The following is a 21,742-nucleotide window of genomic DNA, read 5'->3' on the forward strand; positions in this document are numbered from 1 at the left end:
CACGGTGGATGAAAATGCGCCCGCTCAGGCCTTCAGCTCATCGGAGCGGAACGGCAGGCGGGTCAGCCACTTGCCGGTGGCGGCGGCGATCGCGTTGGCCACCGACGGCGCCACCGGCGGCACGGCGGGCTCACCGATGCCGGTCGGCTTCTCGGCGGACGGCACGATGTATACCTCGGTCTTGGGCATCTCGTTGATGCGGATCGGTGCGTACTCGCCGAAATTGCCCTGCTCCACGACGCCGTCCTTGAGGGTGATCTCGCCGTGCAGCGCGGCCGACAGCGCAAAGCCCACCGAGCCCTCGACCTGGGCGCGGATCACGTCCGGGTTGATCGCCACGCCGCAATCCACCGCGGTGACGACCCGATCCACGCGCACGCTGCCGTCGGCCTGTACCGTCACCTCGGCCACCTGGGCCACGTAGGAGTGGAAGGACTCATGCACGGCCACCCCGCGGCCGCGGCGCTCGCCCGGCTTGCCCTTGGCCAGCGGCGTGCCCCAGCCGGCCTTCTCGGCGGCCAGGCGCAGCACGCCGGCGTGGCGCGGATGCTTGTCGAGCAGCTTGAGGCGCAGGGCCACCGGATCCTGCTTCGATTCGGCCGCCAGCTTGTCGAGGAAGGTCTCGGTGGAGTAAGCGGTGTGCGTCGAACCTACCGAGCGCCACCACAGGACGGGCACCGTGATGTCGCTGGGCGTATGCAGCTCCACCTGCAGGTTGGGGATGCCGTAGGGCAGCGACGCCGCGCCTTCCACCGACAGGCCATCGACGCCGTCCTTGATCATGAAGCCCTCGAAGGGCGAGCCCTTGGCGATGGACTGGCCGACCAGGCGATGGCGCCAGGCGCGGATCGAGCCATCGGCATTCAGCGCCGCCTCCATCGCGTGATGGAACTGCGGCCGGTAGTAGCCGCCCTTCGTGTCGTCCTCCCGCAGCCACACCATCTTGACCGGCGCGCGGGTGCCGGCCGCCTTGACGATGGAGGCGGCTTCCTTGACGTAGTCGGAATCCGTGCACGCGCGTCGGCCGAAGCTGCCGCCGGCATACAGCATGTGGATGTTCACCTTCTCGGGCGGCAGGCCGAACAGGGCCGCCAGATTGCCCTGGTCCACGGTCTGGAACTGCTCGCCGTTCCACACTTCGAGGCTGTCGCCGGTGAATTGCACGACGCAGTTCATCGGCTCCATCGCGGCATGAGCAAGGTAGGGGAAGTCGTAGCTGGCCTTGACGATCTTGGCAGCGCCGGCCAAGGCCGCGTCCCCGTCGCCGTCCTTGCGGGCGATCAGGCCGGGAGTCTGGGCCAGCGCATGGTAGCGGGCGAAGATCTCATCGGAGCCGAGCTTGAAGGCGGCGCTGTCGTCCCATTCGACGCTCAGCGCATCGCGGCCCTTCTTGGCGCTCCAGGTGTCCTTGGCGAGCACCGCGACGCCGTTGGGGATCGCCACCACATCGACGACGCCCTTGACCGCCTTGGTCTTGCTGGCGTCGAAGGACTTGACCTTGCCGCCGAAGCGCGGCGGATGGGCGACCACCGCCACCAGCATGCCCGGCAGATGGACGTCCTGGGTGAACTGGGCCGTGCCGTTGGTCTTGGCAAAACTGTCCTTGCGCGGCGCATGCTTGCCGACGAGGCTGAAGTCCTTCGGGTCCTTGAGGGGCACGCTGGCCGGCACGGCCTCGGCGGCGGCCGCTTCGGCCAGTTCGCCGAAGGTCGCCCTGTGCTTGCTCGCCGCGTGGGACACGACGCCGTCGCGCACGCCGATCTCGGCGGCCGGCACGTTCCAGCGCTTGGCGGCAGCGGCGACGAGCATTGCCCGCGCCACGGCGCCGGTCTGGCGCAGCTGATCCCAGGAATTGGCCATCGCGGTGCTACCGCCGGTGCCCTGCATCGGGCCGAAGGCCAGGTTGTTGTAGCGCTTGGCATCGGCCGGCGCGCCGTCCACGCGCACCTGCGACCAGGCGGCGTCGAGCTCTTCGGCAACGATGGTGGCCAGCCCGGTGTAAGTGCCCTGCCCCATTTCCAGGTGCTTGGAGATCACCGTCACCGAGTTGTCGGCGCCGATGCTCAGGAAGGGAGTCGGCTCGAACGCGGCGACAGAACCGACTGCGGTAGCCGTCTTGGCACCCTTGGCGGCGAAGGCCGGCAGCGCCAGCCCGAGGGTCAGGCCGGCGGAACCTTGCAGGAAGTGGCGGCGGGAGAGGTTGTGAATGGCTTGGGTCATGTCGTCTCTCCTCAGGCCAGCGCCTTGGCGGCTTCGTGGATGGCCGCGCGAATTCGCACGTAGGTGGCGCAGCGGCACAGGTTGCCGGCCATCGCGGCATCGATGTCGGCGTCGGTGGGGTTCTTCTTGGTCTTCAGCAGGCTCACGGCGCTCATGATCTGGCCGGACTGGCAGTAGCCGCACTGCACCACGTCGAGCTTGCGCCAGGCATCCTGCACGGCCTTGCCGACGCGGGAGTTGTCGACGGCCTCGATGGTGGTGATCTTCTTGCCCGCCACGCTGGACACCGGGGTGATGCAAGAACGGGTCGGCTGGCCGTCCACATGCACAGTACAGGCGCCGCACAGGCCGGCGCCGCAGCCGAACTTGGTGCCGGTGAGGAGGAGCGAATCGCGCAGGGTCCACAACAGCGGGGTGTCGGGGTCGACATCGGCGCGCTTGGGCTTGCCGTTCACATTGAGCTGGATCATGGTCTATCTCCGTGGGGGGTTGCCGGATTGTTCTTTGAACGTTGGGGCGAATGCATTCGCCCTCGGTGGGTTGATCGAAGTCCGCGGGCGAATGAATTCGCCCCAACGATCATGGGAGTCCTGCCACCATGAGCGGAAATGTAGCCGAAGCCCATCCGCCAGGCATTGCAGAATCCTGTGAGATTCTTGCCTGATCCTCCAGAATAGTGTCTCAGCAGCTGCACATTCAACCGGAAGACGATACCTTCGGCATCGTCGGCAGGAGAAACAAACCATGATCGAATCAGGCTTTTCCACTCAGCCCGCGCCATTCGCGCTCGATGCTGCCCGGCTCGAGCTGGCCGCGCTGATTGAACGATATTGCACCGCAGACGGCCCCAATCCGACGCCGATCGGCGGCCTCAGCCTGTTCCGAGCCTCCAGTACCAGCACGCCGATCTGCGCGGTCTATCGTTCCGTGCTGGCGGTGGCAGCCCAGGGCACCAAGCGCCTGAGCCTTGCCGACGAGACCTTCCAGTACGACAGCCGCCACTACCTGATCACCTCGGTGGACCTGCCGGTGATCGGCCAGATCACCGAGGCCTCGCCGGAACGCCCCTACCTGTGCGCGGTGCTCGACATGGACCCGCGCAGGATCGCGGAACTGGCCGGCTCCATGCAGTTGGCGCCACTGCCACCGGGCAACGGCGCGCTCGGCCTCGGCGTCAGCCCCCTCACCGGCAGCGTGATGGAAGCCTTCCTGCGCCTGGTGCGCCTGCTCGACACGCCGGACGATATCCCGGTGCTGGCCCCGCTACGCGAGCAGGAGCTGCTCTACCGCCTGCTCACCGGCGCCCAGGGGCAGCGCCTGCGCAGCATCGCCGCCACCGACAGCCAGGGCCACCGCACCGCCCGCGCCATCGACTGGATCAAGGGCAACTTCGACCAGCCCCTGTCCATCGACGCACTGGCCGACGCCGTCAACATGAGCAAGTCATCGCTGCACCACCACTTCAAGGCGCTCACGGCGATGAGCCCGCTGCAGTACCAAAAGCAGATCCGCCTGCAGGAGGCCCGCAAGATGATGCTCACCGAGGCCATCGACGCCGCCACCGTGGCGCGCCGGGTCGGCTACGAGAGCCCCTCCCAGTTCAGCCGCGAGTACAGCCGCCTGTTCGGCGCCCCGCCGCTGCGGGACATCGCGCGGATGCGCTGAGTATCACGACAACACTTTTCAGCGCGGGGCCTTGAAGAGGCCGTCATCGTAGGCTTCGCAATAGACCTTCCAATCCCTGCACAGCCGTTCGCTGCATTCATCAGCCGCGGCCAGCAGTGCCTTGCGCCACTTGCCGGCGCCAAAGTCGATGAGCGCGTCGGCAATCGCCGAGCCGCTGCGCCCGCTGCTGCGCAACTGGGCGCTGGCGACGATGGCGCCCATCGTGCCGACGACACCGCGGATCGCCTCGAAACCGGAACGGGATTCGTCCAGCGCCACCCGATCCTCGGTCGGCTGCAGGCCGCGCAGGATGTAGGAGCGCTTGCCCAGCCTGACCGGCTGCAGGAAGGCCATCGACACCGCCTGCATGCGCCGCTGCACCGCCACGACCCGCGCCGCCTCGGACTTCCAGGCCGGCTGTGGCGTCTTCAGATAAGGGGCCAGCGACGAGGGCAGCGCCTCTTTCAGATCGAGCAGGTAGTTGCCGTCCGGCGAGCCCTTGCCGCGCACCAGGATCACGAAGCGATCGACGCCCAGACTGCCGTTGCCGGCGATCCGCCGGGCCACGTCGAGCACCTCGTAAAAGCGCGGGTCGGCCTGGGATTCGGCGAGTTCGCCGATCAGCTTGGTGACCCGGTCGCGCTGCTTGTCGGTGACCGGCAGCGCCTTGCCGTTATCCAGACGTAGCACGCGATGCTTGCCCTTGAGCACCGTCCGGCCGTCCAGGAAGGCCGGACGCAGGCGCCCATGCAGGCCGTCGAGGAGATGGCGGACCAGCCCGCTGGCGGTGTCGCGCTCAACCCAGCCGGCCTTGCCGGAGAGCAGCGCAGCCCGGTAGGCATCGAGAAAGTCGTTGCACAGCTCGCCGGCCTGTTTCTTCTTGACCGCCATCGACGCGGCACCGATCTGCACGCTGGTCAGGAAGCGCACCAGGTCCCAGCTGGCCGGCGCCAGCGCGGCTTCGTCGAAGTCGTTGAGGTCGAAATAGACCAGCCGGTTGTCGCCCTTGTAGCTGCCGAAATTCTGCAGGTGCAGGTCGCCGCAACTCCAGACCGGCGGCGCGGAGGCAAACAGTGGATCGTCCGGCAGGCGGCGGTAAAACAAATGGCAGGTGCCGCGCAGGAAGACGAAGACCCTCGCCCGCATATTGCGGTACTTGAGGGCCAGGCGCTGCGGATCGCGGCCGGCGTTGAAGCTCAGGATCTGTTCGACGACGTCGCTCATGACCGTTCTCCCCGTACTCGTCAAACCACGCAGCATACGCCTGCCACCCCGGACGACAAGTCGCGCGGCCTAGTCCCGGTGGGCGTGGCGATGCCCCTCGTCGCCCCGCAGATCATTGGGCTGGCGCGGTGGTGGCGACTTCTCCATCAGCTTCATGCGGGCGATACGCACCTCGCAATCGCCGGGTACGCTGGCGCACAGGCTGGCGTCGTCGATGCGCAGTTTCTTCTGGGTGGCGCGGAAACGCTGCAGGAAGGTCCAGGCGGTGTCCTGCGCGCCGAGCATGCCGAGGCGAGCCGAATTGAGGGCACCGACAAAGCCGAAATACTCGATGCCCAGGCGCCGTGGGCCGGGCGTCTTCTCATCGGCAAGCAGGTCTTTCAGGCAGGCTTCGTAGGCGAAGGTGTCGTGGTGGATCAGGCGGTAGCAGTGGCCCTGGGCCTCCAGCGCCGCTTCGGCAATACGACCCGGCAGGCGCGGATCGGGCGTCCCGGCGATGGCCGCCGGCAGGCTTAGCATGAGCAGGAAAGTGAGCAGATGTCGGATCACGAAGCGCATCCTCGAAACAAGCCGGGGCGACCTGTGCCGCCCCGGTGGAAAAGACCGGAGCAGGCTCCGGCCGCAGGAATTGTTGTTCTTAGTTCAGACGGGTCACGCGCGGCGCCGGCGGTGCCAGGTTCGGGTTCCTCTTCATGTAGCCGACGAAGGCGTCGATGTCGATGACGCCACTGTTGGTGACCTTGGTGCCACTGGTCGTGACCACCGAGAAGTTGTCGCCCGGCCCCGGGGCCATGAAGCTGTTGAGCGTGACCCGGTAGGTCTTGCTCATGTCCATCGCCGCGCCGTTGAGCTTGAGGGAACCGGCCACCACCCGGTTGCCGCTGCCGACGGCGGCACCGGCCGGCTTGGCGGCATCCCAGCTGTAGCTGAAGGTGCTGCTCGGCTGGAGCATGCGACCGCAGCCATTGGCGCCGGTCTTGGCGGAACAGTTGGGGGCTTCCCATTGCTGCTCCAGCAGGCGGACGATCTGCGCGCCGGTGAGATCCACGGTGGCCAGCACATTGCCGAACGGTGCCACGGTGAGCAGATCGCCGTAGGTGACCGCGCCGCCGTTCTTGTAGATCAGGTCGGCACGCACGCCACCCGGATTGATGAAGGCGATGTCGGCCTGCGGGCCACCGGACAGGTACACGTCGGCCATCACGTCGCCCATCGGGCCTTCGGCGGTTTCGTCGCGGGTCGGCGTGGAGCTGTTGGCGAGCAGGGCCCGCTTGATGTCGGCGGTGATCGAGCCGACCACCTGGTTCTTCAGCGTGGCGGCGAGATTCACGTAGGACTGCACCGCAGCGTCGATGGTGGCGTCCTTGGAGAGGATCGAGTAGCCGGTCGGCACCGTGGTGTTGAGGTCGTTGATGACCGGCACGCTGTTGGCCGCCACAGCAGTAACACCCGTGCCCGGCACGATGGTCAGGTTGATGTCGGTGACCGCGCTGCCGTAGAAGCCGGTGGAGGTCAGCAGCTTGCCGTTGCGCTTGCAGACGTATTCCTGGTGCGTGTGGCCGCTGACCACCACGTCCACGTCCTTGCCGAGGGCATCGACGATGGGCAGGATGTCGCCGGACAGGTTGGGGCAGCTCTGGTCGTTGAGGGTGGACGCCGTGGTCTGGCCGCCCTGGTGGATCAGCACCACCACAGCATCGACGCCGTCCTTCTTGAGCTGGGCGGCGTAGCTGTTGATAGTCGTCGCCTCGTCGAGGAAGTTGAGGCCGACGACGCCGGTGGAAGTCACCACCGCTGGCGTGCCTTTCAGGGTCAGGCCGATGAAGCCCACCGAGGCCTTGCCGAACTTCTTCACATAGGTTGCCGGAAACAGGGTCTTGCCGCTGGCGGTATCCACCACGTTGGCCGACAGCCATTTGTAGCTGGCACCCGGGAAGACGCCGCCGTTGATACAGGTGTCCTTGCCGACGGTACCGCCGACATAGCAGCCGCCGTTCTGCAGGCGCTGCAGCTCGCCCTTGCCGTGATCGAACTCGTGGTTGCCGACCGAGGTCACTTCGAGGCCGATCTGGTTGAGGATGTCCACGGTGGCTTCGTCATGGGTCAGCGTGGAGGTGACCGGCGAGGCGCCGACCATGTCGCCGGCGCCGACGACGATGTTGTTGGCGTTGCTGGCCCTGAGCTGCTTGATCAGCGTCGCCAGGTAGGCCGCGCCGCCGCTGCGCACGGTGGTGCCAGCCGCATTGGCCGGATCCTTCAGCACGACCGAGCCGCCGTTGTTGGCCGCCGGCACTTCGATGTTGCCGTGGAAATCGTTCATCGCGATCACCTTGACGGTGACCGGATCGGGCGGATTGCTGGAACTGCCGCCACAGGCGGCCAGGGCCAGCATGGAGCTTGCCGCCAGCCAGGCGGCAAGCCTTTTCACGGGGAATTGCATCGATCGTCCTCGGAAGGTCAGGGTTTGGCCCCGAACCTTGCCGAAAGAATATGACCTGCCGATTAAGCGCCCCGGTGCGGGGTCACACCAGCCAGTTCACCGCTTCCAGCGCACCCCGGCACACGAAGGCAATCCCCAGCGCCAGCGCCACCGACAGGCCGATGGAGAACAGCGCATCGCGCCGGCCGATGGTCTTCAGCATCACCGCAAAGGTGGACACGCAGGGCACGTAGAAGGTCAGGAAGACCAGGAAAGTGGTGATCTGCACCCAGTCGAGGAGCGGCGCGATGTCCTGGGTGCCGAGGGCCTGGTAGACCATCAGCAGCGACAACTCCTTGCGCAGCACGCCGAACAGGATCGGCACCCCCAGCACCACCGGCAGCCCCAGCCACCAGTGGGTAACCGGCATCAGCAGCGTGTTGACCACCTCGTCCGCACCGAAGTGGGCGAGCAACGCCAGCACCACGCTGCCCATGACCAGCAGCGGCGTGACGATGGTCAGGATGTCGCTGGTACGTTCCCAGGTAATGGCCAGCAGGCGCCGCCACTGGGGCAGCGCGTAGGGCGGAATGGACTGGATCAGGCCCGGGCTGGCCTGCACGTAACGGCGCGTCAGCAACTTGCCGGACACGGCGATGATCAGCATGGTCAGCAGGAAGATGCCCAGCACGCCTTCCCAGCCCAGGTACTTGCCGCCGATGGCCAGCACGATGGCCGAGCGCGCCGAGCATGGCACGAAGGTGATCAGCAGCGAGGCGACGATGCGCTCCCGCCCCGACGAGGTGGCCGCCACCGCCGACAGGGCCGGTACGTTGCAGCCCAAGCCCAGCAGGAAGGGCACCGCCACGCCGCCATGCAGGCCGATGCGGTGGAAGCCCCGGTCCACCACGAAGGCGACCCGGTGCATGATGCCGGACTCTTCCAGGCTCACCAGCAGCAGCACCAGCGGCAGCATGTACGGCACCACGATGCCGACCAGGCCGACCAGACCATCGGCCACCGCGCGGCCGATCACCCCGACGGTGGTGTCCGGCTCCCACTGGCCGACCCACGCGGCCAGCGGCGCGGAAGTGATGGAGTCGAGCGTCGTGCTGACCTCGAAGACCATGAACAGCACCAACGCGAACACCGCCAGCGTGCCGATGAAACCCCATTGGGGATGCAGGAAGACCCGGTCGAGGGCGCGCTTCCAGCCGGCCTTCTCGGCAGCATGGCCGAGGCGGGTGACCTGTTCGTGCAGGGCTGCGGCGCGGTAGTGGCGGTCGGCGAACAGCTCCTCCGCCAGCGGGCGCGGCAGATGGCGTGCCGCTTCGGCACGGGCCTCCTGTATGGCCGGCAGCAGCGCCGGGAACAGGCGCGCCATCTCGGCGGTGAAATAGGTGTTGTCCTTGGCGAGCTGCGTCAGCAGCAGCGAGCGGGGCACCGGGAAGGCGGCCTCCACCTCGGGCGTGTCGAGGATCGCATTGAGCCCGGCCAGCGCCTTGAGCAGATGGACGCCGGGCAGTTGCGGCAAGGGGCAGGTCTTGCTGCGCACCGCGTTGAGCGCCGTTTCGAACAACATGCCGATGCCCTTGCCCATGTGGGCAACGGTGGGCACGACGGGTACGCCGAGCTCAGCGGAAAGGGCTTCCACGTTGATGTAGATGCCACGCTCGCGGGCTTCGTCGAGGCGATTGAGGGCAATCACCAGCGGCTTGCCAAGCTGGCACAACTCCTGGGCGAGGGCCAGGTTGGGTTCCAGCGCGGTGGCGTCCACCACCTGGATCAGCACGTCGGGGGCCTTGAAACCGCCCTTGCCGGGTTCGCCGCGCAACAGCGCCATCAGCAGCAGGCGGTCGGCGTCGTCGAGATCGTGCAGCGTACGCAGCGACGGCAGGTCCACCAATGAAGCCTGCTCGAGGCCCACATTCACCTGACAGGCGTCGAAACCGAGCGTGCTTCCGTCAAGCCGGCCGGATTCGACCGCGGTGCTGGAGGCAGCCTGGAAGATCGTGCTCTTGCCGGTCTGCGCCAACCCGACCAGGGCTACCTGCGGCCGGCGGGCGCCGCGCAACAGGGTAGTGGGCAGGGCGATGGTGGCAACGGCGGGGGCGGCAGCGTTCATGAGCCAACCCTCCCCGTGGCGTGGAGCCGGGCGGGTCCTGCCGGATTGCGCTGCTGTCCTGGAATACGAATCATCGGGAACCGCCAAATGCAGATCAGTTGCGCCGATTATAGGTACAAATAAGAATTGTTCGCAAATGAATTCCCCATTGCAGTCGCAACGGGGTTGGCGCCCATCCGCCGCTCAGACGCGCAGGCCGGCGCGGGTCATCATCAGCAGGGCCTGGGCCCGGCTGGTCACGCCGAGCGAACGCAGGATCGCCGACACATGGACCTTCACGGTCCCTTCCGACAACCCGAGGAACTCGGCGATGTCCCGGTTGGACTTGCCCTGGGCCACCAGTTCCAGCACGCGCCCCTGGGCAGCGGTGAGCTGGAAGCGCTCGGCGAAGGCCTGGCTGGCGCGGCGGTTACGGTTGCCGTCGTTGCCGCCGGAGGCGGAATCGGGGGTGAATACCCCGCCGGCCAGGATCGTCCGCACCGCCTCGATCAAGGTATTGCTGGGACTGGCCTTGGAGACGAAGCCGGAGGCGCCGGCCTTCATCGCCCGCTGCACCGACTCCCGGTCGTCGAGGGCCGACACCACCAGCGCCGGCACGTCGGGGAAGCGCTTGGCGATCACCCCCAGTAGCGAGAAGCCATTGATCTCCGGCAGCATCAGGTCCACCACCAGCAGGTCGCAGTTCGGATCGGCCTCCAGCAGTGCCAGCGCATCGGTGGCGTTGCTGGCCTGCTCGCAGTGCACACCCTCCCCAACCTGGGCCAAGGTCAGCGCCATCGCTTCCCGCACCAGCACGTGGTCTTCAATAATCAATATGCGTGTCTGCATCATCACAAACCGTTAAATTAAACGCCTGTTCCAAATCCGGACCAGTTTAGCCTACCCAGCAGGCTGCAAAACGTAGAAAATCCGGCCCCCGGGCCGAAACGGCACGACGATCATGCCGATACTTCAGTATTCCGCCCGCCGCCTCCTGGCTCTCCTGTTGCCCGCAGTCGCAATACCCGTTTCGGGCGCTGCACACGCGGCGACCAGCGAGACCGCCTACCTGGACGATCTCCCGGTCGTTTTGTCAGCCAGCCGCCTGTCCCAGGCCCAGGCCGACGCGCCAGGCGCCGTGTCGATCATCGACCGGCCCATGATCGTGGCCTCCGGCGCCCGCAATATCAATGAACTGTTCCGCTTTGTCCCCGGTTTCCAGGTCGCCATGCACACCGGCAACCAGCCGCTGGTGAGCTACCACGGCCTGTCGGACGAAGCGCCGCGACGCATGCTGGTGCAGGTGGACGGACGTTCTGTGTATTCGCCGTATTTCATTGCCGGCGTGGAATGGAACCAGCTCGGCGTGGACATCGACGACATCGAGCGCATCGAGGTCTTCCGCGGTTCGAACTCGGCAGCTTATGGCAGCAACGCCTTCCTGGGGGTCGCCAACATCATCACCCGGGCGCCGTCCGAAACCCTCGGCACCCGCGTGCGCTACCGGGCCGGCAGCGAGGGCGTCAACGACATCGGCGTGCGCGTCGGCAAGCAGCTGGGGGACGTGGACCTGCGTCTTACGGCGGCCCGCAATTACGATCGGGGCTTCTCCGACATCAACGACGGGCGCCGCTACGAACTGGCAACCCTGCGCGCCGACTGGGCCTCGAACCGGGTGGACCAGTTCGAGTTCCAGGCCGGCTGGACGCGCAATGCACTCGGCATCGGCAAGGACAACAACCTCACCGATCCGGAACGGGACAGCAGCATCGGCACCGGCTTCGGCCTGCTGCGCTGGCGCCACGCCCCGGCCCCCGACGAGGAACTGAGCGTCACCTATTACCACCAGGAGGAGTCCGGACACGACAGCTTCTCCGCCAATGTGCCGATCCCCCCGGCCCAGTCGCGCCTGCCGCTCACGATCAACATCCCGCTGCAGATCGACTACGGCTTCAAGGCCGTCCGTGACGACATCGAGATCCAGCGCATCGCCCACCCGGGCGACACCCTGCGCACGGTGATCGGCGCCGGCGCCCGCGTGGACCAGATCCACGCCCCGCTGCGCTTCAACACCGACGAGACCATGCGGGTGGCGGTCAATCACCTGTTCGGCACCGTCGAATGGCGGGCCTCGCCGCGCTGGCTGTTCAACGCAGGCGCCATGCTGGAGAACAACGCCCTGACCGGCACATCGCTGGCGCCCCGCCTCTCAGCCAACTATCATATGACGGAAGCGCAAACCTGGCGGCTGACCGCCAACCGTTCATACCGGAGTCCGATGGCGTTCGAACAGAAATCCAGCATGATCTTTGTGAACTCAGCCCCCATCGCGACGCCCCGCTTCACCATCCCGACCGGCACGCCGATCTCCCAGACCTTCCGTCCGTCCCCCGACCTGCGCGCCGAGCGGATCACCACCTACGAACTGGGCTATCTCGCCGACCTGCGCTCCCTGGCCAGCACGTTCGACGCCCGCCTGTTCCTCGAACGGGCCCGCGACCTGATCGAGATGCGGCTGGAGAACTCCACCGTCGGCCTGCTGCCCCGCGACAACACGCGCTACTTCGCCAACAGCGGGCGGGCCGACATCCGCGGCCTCGAACTCACCGCCACCTGGCGGCCTGCTCCGGCCACCTGGCTGTCGGCCCAGCACACCGAACTGCGCATCGACGGCCCCGGCGAAGCCGCTACCGCCACCGCCGCCAACCCGAGTGGCTGGGTCGAATACTCCGCCCCCAGGCACAGTTCGGCGCTGTTCGGCGCGTGGCAATTCCATCCGCGCTGGCAGATCAGCGCCGCCCAGACCTGGGTCGGTTCGATGAGCTGGTACCAGGACGGTGCCCACCGGGTCGCCAGCTACCGCCAGCTGGACCTGCGCCTCGCCCATCGCCTGCCGCCTGCGCTGGCCCGTGGCGACATCGCCATCACCGCCCAGAACATCGATGGCGTGGACCAGACCTACTCGCCCCGCACCTCCGCGTGGGGCAGCCGGGTCTTCTGCACCCTCGGGCTCGAGTTCTGATCGCCGATGGTGCGCCTGCGACTCCTTCTCTTCGCACTGTGCGCGGCCCTGCTGGTCGGAGCCTCTGCCGTGCGTGCCGCCCAGGTCACCCTGGTCCTGTCGGAGGAGGGCGGCGCTTTCGGCGAAGCCGCCGAGGCCGTGTCGTCCGAACTGCGTAGCGCCGGCCATCGCATCCAGACCATCGCCATCCCCTTGCGCGCCGAGGACGGCGCCACCCTCAACGCCAGCGCGCTGATCGTCACCTTCGGCACCCGCGCCGCCCAGACCATCGCCGGGCTGGCCCCGCGCAGCCTGCTGCTGCACACGCTGCTGCCGCGCAGCGCCTACGAACGCCTGCCCCAGCGCAGCGAGGACGGGCGGCGCACGTCGGCGGTATTCATCGACCAGCCGGCCAGCCGGCAGATCGAGCTGCTGCGCCTCGCGCTGCCCGACTGGTCGCGGGTGGCGCTGATCGTCGGCCGGGAAAGCAGCGAGCTGGGGGCCCGCCTGCAGACCAATGCCCGCGAGCGGCGCCTGCGCCCGGTGCTGGAACAGGTCGGCGACGAGGGGGACCTCTACCCGACGCTGCAGCGCGTGCTGGCGGAACCGACGATCCTGCTGGCCATTCCCGATCCGGCTCTCTACAACAACCGCACGATCTCCAACATCCTGCTCACCGCCTATCACCACCGCTCGCCGGTGGTCGGCTTCTCGCCGGCCTACGTCAAGGCCGGCGCACTGCTGGCCCTCTACAGCACCCCGGCCCAGATCGGCCAGCAAACCGGCGAAACCGCCCGTCACGGCCTCGCCAGCGGCAGCCTGCCGGCGGCCACCGCCCCGCGCTACTTCCACGTCGGCACCAATCCCTACGTGGCCCGCTCCCTCGGCATCAACCTGGAAGACGCCAACACCCTGCGCGAACGCCTCGAACGCTGGGAGAACGCGCAATGATCCGCCCTGAAGACTGGGATATCCGCCCGCGTGCCATCCTGATCGCAATGCTGCCGACGGTGGTGATGGCCTCCGTGCTGATCGCCTACTTCACCACCACCCGCCTGTCCGACCTCGAGGAAGCCCACATCCAGCGGGGCAAGGCCCTGGCCCGGCAGCTCGCCGCCGCCAGCGAATACGGCGTGTTCTCCGGCAACCAGGACAATCTGCGCAAGCTCGCCAACTCCATCCTGCAGGAGAAGGACGTGGTGCGCGTGGCGGTCTTCAGCCCCCTGCAGGAAGTCCTCGCCGACAGCAACAAGCCTGTCCAGGCATCCGCCGCGGTGAATCTGGTCCCGCATGAAACCAGCGCACCACTACGCTTCCGCGAGCCGGTCGCCGGCCCGGGCGTCAGCCTCGACGACCCCTTCCTGGACAGCGCCGCCGCCTCGGCCGCGATCCAGGAAGTCCGCCACGGCGAGGTACTCGTCGAGATGAGCCGCGAGTCCCTGCGTGCCGAGGAAAGCCGCCTGCTGCGCAACGCCTTCCTGATGGTGGTGGCGGTCCTGCTGGCCAGCGTCGCGCTGGCGATGCGCATGAGCCGCGGCATCTCCGGCCCGATCCTGCGGGTCGCCGGCGCGGTCGCCAGCTTCGGCCAGGGCAATTTCTCGGCGCGGGTACCGGTGGAAGGCGGCACGACCCTCAGCACCCTGGCCGCCGGCGTCAACGAAATGGCCGACAAGCTGAGCGCCTCGCGGGAAGACCTGCAGCGCCAGATCGACGCCGCCACATCGGAGCTGAAGGAAAAGAAGGAAGAGGCCGAACAAGGCAACCGGGCCAAGACGCGCTTCCTCGCCGCCGCCAGCCACGACCTGCGCCAGCCGATGCACGCACTGGGCCTCTTCGTCGCCGAACTGGGCCAGAAGCCCCATTCCCCGGACACCCGCCGCCTCGTCGAGCAGATCGCCGTCTCCGCCGAGACCATGGAGAACCTGCTCGACAGCCTGCTCGACATCTCCCGCCTCGACGCCGGCGTGCTCGACCGCCAGATCAAGCCCTTCCCGCTGCAGCCCCTGTTCGAGCGCATCGACGTGGACTACCGGCGCGAGGCCGAGGTGCGCAAGCAGCGCCTGCGCCTGCGCCCCACGCTCTTGTGGGTCGAGAGCGATCCGCTGCTGCTCGAACGCATCCTGCACAACCTGATCAGCAACGCCCTGCGCTACGCCCCCCGCGGCACCATCTTGCTGGCGGCCCGCCGGCGCGGCCCGCGGGTGCACATCGAAGTCCGTGACAATGGCCCCGGCATCGCCCCGGAAGCCCAGGAAGCCATCTTCCAGGAATTCGTCCAGCTGGATAATCCGGAGCGCAACCGTGCCAAGGGGCTCGGTCTCGGCCTGGCGATCGTCCGCCGCCTCACCAATCTGCTGCAGCACCCGCTGTCGCTGCACTCACAGCCCGGCAAGGGCGCCCTGTTCGTGATCGAGCTTCCGCTGGCCGCCCCCGTGACGGCCAGCGACCGCCACGCACCGCCGCCCACCCATTCCTTCCAGGGCCTCCACGTGGCGCTGGTGGACGACGACGAGCTGGCCCTCGCCGGCACCATCGGCCTGCTCGAATCCTGGGGGTGCCGGGTCAGCGCGGCCACCGGCCCCGATGCCCTGCTCGCCACACTGGATCCGCAGCACGCACCGGACGTGCTCGTCTGCGACTACCAGAGCGGTAGCGAACGCGTCGGTCCGGACATCGTCGCCCACCTGCGCACCCACTTCAGCCGCCCCATCCCGGCCATCCTGCTCAGCGGCGACACCTCGCCGGCCGTCGCCGGCGCAGCCCAGCAGGCCGGCATCCCGCTGCTCCACAAACCGGTCCGCCCGGCCAAGCTGCGCGCCCTGCTGCAGCGCAAAACCCAAGCCTGATGCAGGCCCCTGGCGCATCGGTTACTATCGGTGCGTTAATGACAAATCCAGAGCAGGGGGAGAACAATGAGCACCGACAACAAGGCGCAGGACCCGATGGAATTCATGCGCAACATGTGGAGCAAGATGGGCTTCAACCTGCCCGGCATGGTCACTCCGACGCTGGATGTGGATGAGCTGGACAAGCGCATCGCCGACATGAAGGCCGTCGAGAACTGGCTCAAGATGAATCTCAGCTCCCTGCAGATGGCCACCCAGGGCCTCGAAATGCAGCGCGCCACGATTGCCACCATGCAGGCCATGAGCAAGCTGGCCGCCGAAGGTGGCAAGGCTCCCGAGGGCGAAGCGCCCCAACCCAACCCCTTCGCCAGCTCCATGTGGCCGTGGAACCTGATGCAGAACGCCGCCGAACAGGCCAAGTCCCATGCCGAGGCCGCACCGGCCCAGGCCTCCCCGGCCAAAGCCAAGCCGAAGGACAGCAAGTAATCGGCAACGGGGAGCCCCGCGCTCCCCGCACGGGCAGCGCTATGGCCCCCAGTTCGTCAGCACGGCCAACCAGCCGGTCAGCGTGAGGGCCGCCGCCACCGTCGTGGCGGAAATCAACCAGGCCACGCCCGGTCCGTCGCCGCCCATGCGCATCGCCAGGATGTAGGCCGACGAGGCGGTCGGCAGTGCGGCGAACAGCACCGCCACCGTGAAACTCACCCCACCCAGCCCCATGAAGCCGGCCAGCCCCCAGGCGATGGCCGGCAACGCCAGCAGCTTGAGCCCGCACAGGTAGATGAGCCCGGGCCAGCCGCCTTCGTGGCGGCCGCCGCGCAAGGCCGCGCCCACCGCCAGCAGGCCGAGCGTCACCGCCGCATCGGCGAGGCGCTGCAGGAAGGGCAATGCCGGCGCCGGCAGCACGCCGCCGGCCAGGTTGAACACCAGGCCCGCCACGGTGGCCAGGATCAAGGGATTGCGCGACAGCTCCCGCCATAGCCGCCCCTCCCCATGATGGGCGAGCAGGCCGACCGCAGCCGTGTTGGCAAACGGCACCATCGCCCCGCACAAAGCCCCCATCGCCGCCACTCCGGACGCGCCGGCAACCTTCCCGGCCACCGCAATACCGATGTAGGTATTGAAGCGATAGGCGCACTGCACCCGCGACGCAAAAGCCATCGGCCCCAGCCCCATCAGCGGGCGGGCGAGCAGCGCCAGCACGAAACCACTGGCCAGGGTCGCCAGACCGACCGCGAACAGCGGGGCCATCACCGACAGCTCGATGGAGGCCCGCGCCAGCGCATTGAACAGCAGCGCCGGGAACAGCACGAAGTACACCAGCCGCTCGACGCCCGGCCAGAAACCCTCGCCGAAACGTCCATGGCGCCGCAACAATGCACCGAGGGCGATCAAGGCGAAATCGGGCAATAGCAGCAGGAAGCTCTGCATCGCGGTTCAGGACCGGAAAAACGGAAAGGCATGCATCCGGCGGAGTGTGCCAGAAGTCGTGACGGCAGATCGTCCCCGGTGAGGCTGCTGCCACGGGCGGACGGTGGGGGGATCGCTACTCGTAACTGCGCAGATCCTCGATCAGCTTGCCGTCGTTGGGCAGGCTGCCTGGCGTGCAGAAGCGCACTTCGCCGCGCAGCTTGGTGAGTTCGCGCAGCGAAGCCGCGATGGCTTCGGCGAGCTCGTTCGCCGGCGCCGCCGCCTCGCAGTGCAGCGTCATGCGGTCGGTCTGCGCCGGGTTATCCACCACCAACCGGCCGCGGCCGAGTTCCGGGTGGCGCTTGAGCACCGCCGCCACCTGGCCCGGATGAACGAACATGCCCTTCACCTTGGTGGTCTGGTCGGCCCGTCCCAACCAGCCCTTGATGCGCATATTGGTGCGGCCGCAGGGCGATATACCCGGCAGCTGCGCCGACAGGTCGCCGGTGCCGAAACGGATCAACGGGTATTCCGGGCTGAAGCTCGTCACCACCACCTCGCCCACCTCACCGGGCGCTACCGGATCGCCGGTGCCGGGATAGACGATCTCCACCAGCACATCCTCGTCGAGCACCAACCCGTCCCGCGCCGGCGTCTCGTAGGCGATCAGGCCCAGATCGGCGGTGGCGTAGGCCTGGTAAGCCTGGATACCGCGGGCGGCCAGCGCGTCCCGCTGGCTGGGCGGAAAGGCTTCGCCGGACACGAAGGCCTTCTGCAGGCTGGCCACGCGCACTCCCAGTTCGTCGGCCTTGTCGAGGATGATGCGCAGGAAGGACGGCGTGCCGGCATAGCCGTCCGGCTGCAGATCGGCGATGGCCGCCACCTGCATCTCGGTCTGGCCGACGCCGGCCGGAAACACCGTGCAGCCCAGCGCGTGGGCCGCCGTCTCCATCATCGAACCGGCCGGCGTGAAGTGATACGAGAAGGTGTTATGCACCAGGTCGCCGGCCCGGAAGCCTGCCGCGTAGAAGGCCCGGGCCAGCCGCCAGTAGTCCTTGCGCGCGCCCTCCGGCTCGTAGATCGGCCCCGGCGACGCGAACACCCGCGCGCAGCCCTTGCCCCAGCCCACCGTCGCCAGGCCACCAAAGGGGCGGTCGCGGCGCTGCAGCGCGGCCAGCTCCGACTTGCGGATCACCGGCAACTTCGCCAACGCCTCGCGACTCGTCACCGCCAGCGGTTCCACATCCCGCAGCAGCTCACCGAACGCCGGGGCATGAGCGCGGGCGTGGGCGATCTGGACCGGCAGGGCGGCCAGCAGTTCACGCTCCCGCTCGGCGGGAGGGCGGATTTCACGGGCGTCGTGGTAGTTCATCGTGGCTCCATTCGGTTCTCATGCGGCAGTCCGCGGGCGGCCCGGGATCAGGATTCTGTCATGCCACCCGGGCGTGAACACATTTCCTGTTGGGGCGAATTCATTCGCCCTTGTCGACGGCCCGGAGTCCGCGGGCGAGGGAATTCGCCCCAACGTCCAGACACCAGGGCCCCGCTCCCATACCGGCCCCTTCTCCCAGCCCTCACGACAGCCAGCGCTTGCGCCGCCGGTAGTGCTTCACGTCACGGAAGCTCTTGCGCCCTTCCGAAGACAGGCCCAGGTAGAACTCCTTCACGTCCTCGTTGTTGCGCAGCGCGTCCGCCTCGCCCTCCATCACGACACGGCCGTTCTCCAGGATGTAGCCGAAGTCCGCATAGCGCAGCGCCACCATGGTGTTCTGCTCCGCGAGCAGGAAGCTCACCTTCTCCTTGCCGTTGAGGTCCTTCACGATCTCGAAGATTTCCTCGACGATCTGTGGCGCCAGCCCCATCGACGGTTCGTCGAGGAGGATCATCTCCGGCCGGGCCATCAGCGCGCGGCCGATGGCGCACATCTGCTGCTCGCCGCCGGACGTGTAGCCAGCCTGGGAGCTGCGCCTCGTCTTGAGGCGCGGAAAATAAGCGTAGACCCGCTCCAGGCTGTCGCGCAGCTCGGCGCGGGACTGGCGGCGCGTGTAGGCGCCGGTCAGCAGGTTCTCTTCGATGGACAGGTGCCCGAAGCAGTGGCGCCCTTCCATCACCTGGATCACCCCGCGCCGCACCAGCTCGGCCGGCGTCATGCGGTCGATGCGCCGCCCCTTGAACTCGATCGAGCCCTTGGTCACATCGCCACGCTCGGCCCGCAACAAGTTGGAGATGGACTTCAGCGTGGTGCTCTTGCCGGCACCGTTGGCCCCCAGTAGCGCGACAATGCTGCCTTCGGGCACCTCCAGCGAGACGCCTTTCAGCACCAGGATCACGTGGTCGTAGATGACCTCGATGTTGTTGAGGCTGAGGTAGGACATGGGGGCTTCAGCCTTCCTTGCTGCAGTCCCGCGGCTTGATGCCCTTCTCCTTCGCGTAGGCGGCGGCCGACTCCTCGATCATGCCGCGCACCAGCGGGCGGTCGGACTCGACCCAGTCGGAGATCACCTTCCACTGGCTACCGTCCCATTGTTGGAACTTCACCACGCCTGGCCCTTCATGGTCGGCGCAGCTGATCTTCAGCGACGGCAGGAAACCGGTGGCACCGAGGGCCTTCAGGCGCGCGTCGTCGAGGTTAAGATTCTCGAAGCCCCAGCGCACCTGCTCGCCGGTCAGCGCCCTGCCCTTGCCGAATTTTTCCTGGGCCTTGCGGATCGCCTCGACGGTGATCAACCCATGCACCACGCCGCGGTTGTAATACACCGAGCCGATGCGGGCCTTGTCCTCCATGTTGCCCTTGCCCTTGCCATAGACGAACTTCTTGATGTCGGCGACCACCGGGTAATTGGCACCGGCCACGTTAAAGCCGGCAGCGATGAAGCCCTTGGCTGCCGGCCCGGCCGGGATGGTGTCCTCCTCGGCACCGGACCACCACACGCCGATCATCTTCTCGCGCGGATAGCCCACCTTCGCGGCCGCCTTGAGGGCCGTCGGGTTCATCACCCCCCAGCCCCACAGGATCACGTAGTCGGGCTTGAGCTGGCGCAGTTGCAGCCACTGGGACTGCTGCTCGTTGCCCGGATGGGCGACTGCAATCTTGCTCAGCTCGAAGCCGTGCTTGGTGGCCAATCTGTCGAGGACCGCATGGGACTCCTTGCCGTAGGCCGAGTCGTGGTAGAGCAGGCCGATCTTCTTGCCCTTGAGCTTGTCCATGCCGCCTTCCTTCGTGCCAATGAAGTTCACGATGGCAGAGGCCTGGGACCAGTAGGTGGTGATCAGCGGGAAGACCCACGGAAAGACCCGCCCGTCGGCGGCGTCGGTGCGCCCATAGCCGATCGTCACCACCGGGATCTTGTCCTGGGCGGCCTTGTCGAGCACCGAATAGGTGATGCCGGTGGACACCGGCTGGAACACCGTGTTGCCGGTGCTGCCCTTCTTCTTCAGGCGCTCGTAGCACTCCACGCCCCGGGCGTTGTTGTACTCGGTCTCGCACTCTTCCCAAGTCAGCCGGACGCCGTTGATGCCGCCATCCCGCTCGTTGACCAGCTGCATGTAGTCGATCCACCCGCCGAAAACTCCAGAACCGCCAGACGCATAGGGGCCGACCCGATAACTCGGCAGGCCAATGAACTGTTCCTCGACGGCCCCCGCCACGGAGGAGGCCAGCAGGCCGGCGATGGCCGCGCCCAGCAGGACGGTGCGCTTCAGTTTCATGTGTTTGTCTCCTCTTGTAGGTATGAAGTGGCGCCTCAGTGCGGGAAGGGCCACAGGCGCAGCTTTTCCTTGGCGATCTGCCACAGCCGCGCCAGGCCATGGGGTTCGACGATCAGGAAGAAGATGATCAGCCCGCCAAAGATCATGAGCTGCAGGTTGGACACGAAGCCGGCTCCGAGCGCATTGCCGAACAGCGCCGGCACCAGGTTGTCGAGCAGGATCGGCAGCAGCACGATGAAGGCTGCGCCGAGGAAGGAACCCATGATCGAGCCGACGCCGCCAATGATGATCATGAACAGGATCTTGAAGGACAGGTCGAGGTTGAAGCCCTCCGGCTCCACCGTCCCGATGTAGGTATAGGCGTAGAGCGCGCCGGCCACGCCGCAGTAGAAGGAACTCACCGCGAAGGCCAGCAGCTTGGTGCGCATCAGGCGGAAGCCGATCACCTGGGCCGCCACGTCCATGTCGCGCACCGCCATCCAGGCCCGCCCGGTAGCCGAACGCACCAGGTTCTTGGCGGCCAGAGCCAGTACCGCGACGACGGCGAAGGTCAGCACGTACCTGGCCTCCGGCGACACGAACGCGTAACCGAGGATGACCACCTCCTGGGCCGTCACGACGCCCGAAGAGGAATAATTGGAGAACCACGGAAACTTGACCAGCACCCACACGATGAAGAACTGGGCCGCCAGCGTGGCCACCGCCAGGTAGAAACCCTTGATGCGCAGGCTCGGCAGGCCGAACAGCACGCCCACCAGCGCCGCTGCCAGGCCGGCCAGCGCCAGCGCCAGCAGGAAGGGCATGCCGTCCACGCGCAGAATGAAGTTGTAGGCGGCGAAGGCCCCAACCGCCATGAAGGCCGCCGAACCGAGGGACAGCTGGCCCGCGTAGCCAGTCAGGATGTTCAGGCCGATGGCCGCCAGCGAAAAGATCAGCACCGGCGTCAGGATCGCCTTCAGCCAGTATTCGTTGGCCAGCAGCGGCACCGCCACGCCGAACACCAGCAGCAGCAACGCAAAGCCGATCCGGTCCTGGCGGATCGGGAAGATCCGTCCGTCCTCGGCATAGCTGGTCCTGAACTGGCCGGCTTCACGGTAAAGCATTCCACGCACTCCCCCGTTGGGGCAAATTCATGCGCCCACAGT

The 21,742-nt window shown here is 67.2% G+C and carries 17 protein-coding genes; 5 read left to right on the forward strand and 12 right to left on the reverse strand.

Annotated features, from left to right (window positions below; all coding sequences use genetic code 11):
• Positions 1–24 precede the first annotated feature (24 nt).
• Both B4920_RS08670 and B4920_RS08675 read right to left on the reverse strand, forming a co-directional pair.
• Positions 25–2,220, reverse strand: a complete 2,196-nt coding sequence (locus B4920_RS08670; RefSeq protein WP_079434238.1) for a xanthine dehydrogenase family protein molybdopterin-binding subunit — start codon at positions 2,218–2,220, stop codon at positions 25–27.
• Positions 2,221–2,231: 11 nt separating this feature from the next.
• The gene (locus tag B4920_RS08675) at positions 2,232–2,690 is read right to left on the reverse strand and encodes a (2Fe-2S)-binding protein (protein WP_079434239.1); all 459 of its coding nucleotides are present in this window, start codon (positions 2,688–2,690) and stop codon (positions 2,232–2,234) included.
• Between the two features lie 274 nt (positions 2,691–2,964).
• Here B4920_RS08675 and B4920_RS08680 point away from each other — a divergent pair, with 274 nt between their 5' ends.
• Positions 2,965–3,885, forward strand: a complete 921-nt coding sequence (locus B4920_RS08680; RefSeq protein ID WP_079434240.1) for an AraC family transcriptional regulator — start codon at positions 2,965–2,967, stop codon at positions 3,883–3,885.
• 18 nt (positions 3,886–3,903) lie between these two features.
• On the opposite strand, the gene B4920_RS08685 is transcribed toward B4920_RS08680, so the two are convergent.
• The 5 genes from B4920_RS08685 to B4920_RS08705 form a co-directional block, all read right to left on the reverse strand.
• Positions 3,904–5,109 (reverse strand): DUF2252 domain-containing protein, encoded by a 1,206-nt coding sequence (locus tag B4920_RS08685; protein ID WP_079434241.1) that lies wholly within the window; start codon positions 5,107–5,109, stop codon positions 3,904–3,906.
• A 69-nt stretch (positions 5,110–5,178) separates the two neighbouring features.
• Positions 5,179–5,658 (reverse strand): hypothetical protein, encoded by a 480-nt coding sequence (locus B4920_RS08690; protein WP_139379462.1) that lies wholly within the window; start codon positions 5,656–5,658, stop codon positions 5,179–5,181.
• Positions 5,659–5,746: 88 nt separating this feature from the next.
• Positions 5,747–7,549: a bifunctional UDP-sugar hydrolase/5'-nucleotidase gene (locus tag B4920_RS08695; RefSeq protein ID WP_079434243.1), complete on the reverse strand. Its 1,803-nt coding sequence runs from the start codon at positions 7,547–7,549 to the stop codon at positions 5,747–5,749.
• Between the two features lie 82 nt (positions 7,550–7,631).
• Positions 7,632–9,653, reverse strand: coding sequence for a ferrous iron transporter B (locus B4920_RS08700; protein ID WP_079434244.1), 2,022 nt, complete (start codon positions 9,651–9,653; stop codon positions 7,632–7,634).
• A gap of 183 nt (positions 9,654–9,836) precedes the next feature.
• Entirely contained in the window at positions 9,837–10,484 is a 648-nt protein-coding gene (locus B4920_RS08705) for a response regulator transcription factor (protein WP_079434245.1), read from the reverse strand.
• A gap of 109 nt (positions 10,485–10,593) precedes the next feature.
• On the opposite strand from B4920_RS08705, the gene B4920_RS08710 reads away from it, so the two are divergent.
• From B4920_RS08710 to B4920_RS08725, 4 genes are all read left to right on the forward strand, one after another.
• Complete coding sequence (locus B4920_RS08710; protein WP_079434246.1) at positions 10,594–12,654, forward strand: TonB-dependent siderophore receptor; 2,061 nt, start codon at positions 10,594–10,596, stop codon at positions 12,652–12,654.
• A 6-nt stretch (positions 12,655–12,660) separates the two neighbouring features.
• Positions 12,661–13,584 (forward strand): ABC transporter substrate-binding protein, encoded by a 924-nt coding sequence (locus B4920_RS08715; protein WP_079434247.1) that lies wholly within the window; start codon positions 12,661–12,663, stop codon positions 13,582–13,584.
• Positions 13,581–15,479 (forward strand): ATP-binding protein, encoded by a 1,899-nt coding sequence (locus B4920_RS08720; RefSeq protein WP_079434248.1) that lies wholly within the window; start codon positions 13,581–13,583, stop codon positions 15,477–15,479. Before B4920_RS08715 ends, B4920_RS08720 begins: the two co-directional genes overlap by 4 nt.
• Before the next feature lie 66 nt (positions 15,480–15,545).
• Positions 15,546–15,965 (forward strand): PhaM family polyhydroxyalkanoate granule multifunctional regulatory protein, encoded by a 420-nt coding sequence (locus B4920_RS08725; protein WP_079434249.1) that lies wholly within the window; start codon positions 15,546–15,548, stop codon positions 15,963–15,965.
• A 39-nt stretch (positions 15,966–16,004) separates the two neighbouring features.
• On the opposite strand, the gene B4920_RS08730 is transcribed toward B4920_RS08725, so the two are convergent.
• From B4920_RS08730 to B4920_RS08750, 5 genes are all read right to left on the reverse strand, one after another.
• Entirely contained in the window at positions 16,005–16,910 is a 906-nt protein-coding gene (locus tag B4920_RS08730) for an AEC family transporter (RefSeq protein ID WP_079434250.1), read from the reverse strand.
• A gap of 115 nt (positions 16,911–17,025) precedes the next feature.
• Entirely contained in the window at positions 17,026–18,261 is a 1,236-nt protein-coding gene (locus B4920_RS08735; protein WP_079434251.1) for a phenylacetate--CoA ligase family protein, read from the reverse strand.
• A 202-nt stretch (positions 18,262–18,463) separates the two neighbouring features.
• Positions 18,464–19,264 (reverse strand): ABC transporter ATP-binding protein, encoded by an 801-nt coding sequence (locus B4920_RS08740; protein WP_079434252.1) that lies wholly within the window; start codon positions 19,262–19,264, stop codon positions 18,464–18,466.
• Positions 19,265–19,271: 7 nt separating this feature from the next.
• Complete coding sequence (locus B4920_RS08745) at positions 19,272–20,597, reverse strand: ABC transporter substrate-binding protein (protein ID WP_079434253.1); 1,326 nt, start codon at positions 20,595–20,597, stop codon at positions 19,272–19,274.
• Positions 20,598–20,632: 35 nt separating this feature from the next.
• Positions 20,633–21,700 carry a branched-chain amino acid ABC transporter permease gene (locus tag B4920_RS08750; RefSeq protein WP_079434254.1) on the reverse strand — a complete coding sequence of 356 codons (1,068 nt, stop codon included), beginning with the start codon at positions 21,698–21,700 and terminating at the stop codon, positions 20,633–20,635.
• Between the last annotated feature and the right edge of the window lie 42 nt (positions 21,701–21,742).

Origin of the sequence: Zoogloea sp. LCSB751 (genome assembly GCF_002028455.1) — a bacterium.
Lineage (GTDB): Bacteria > Pseudomonadota > Gammaproteobacteria > Burkholderiales > Rhodocyclaceae > Zoogloea.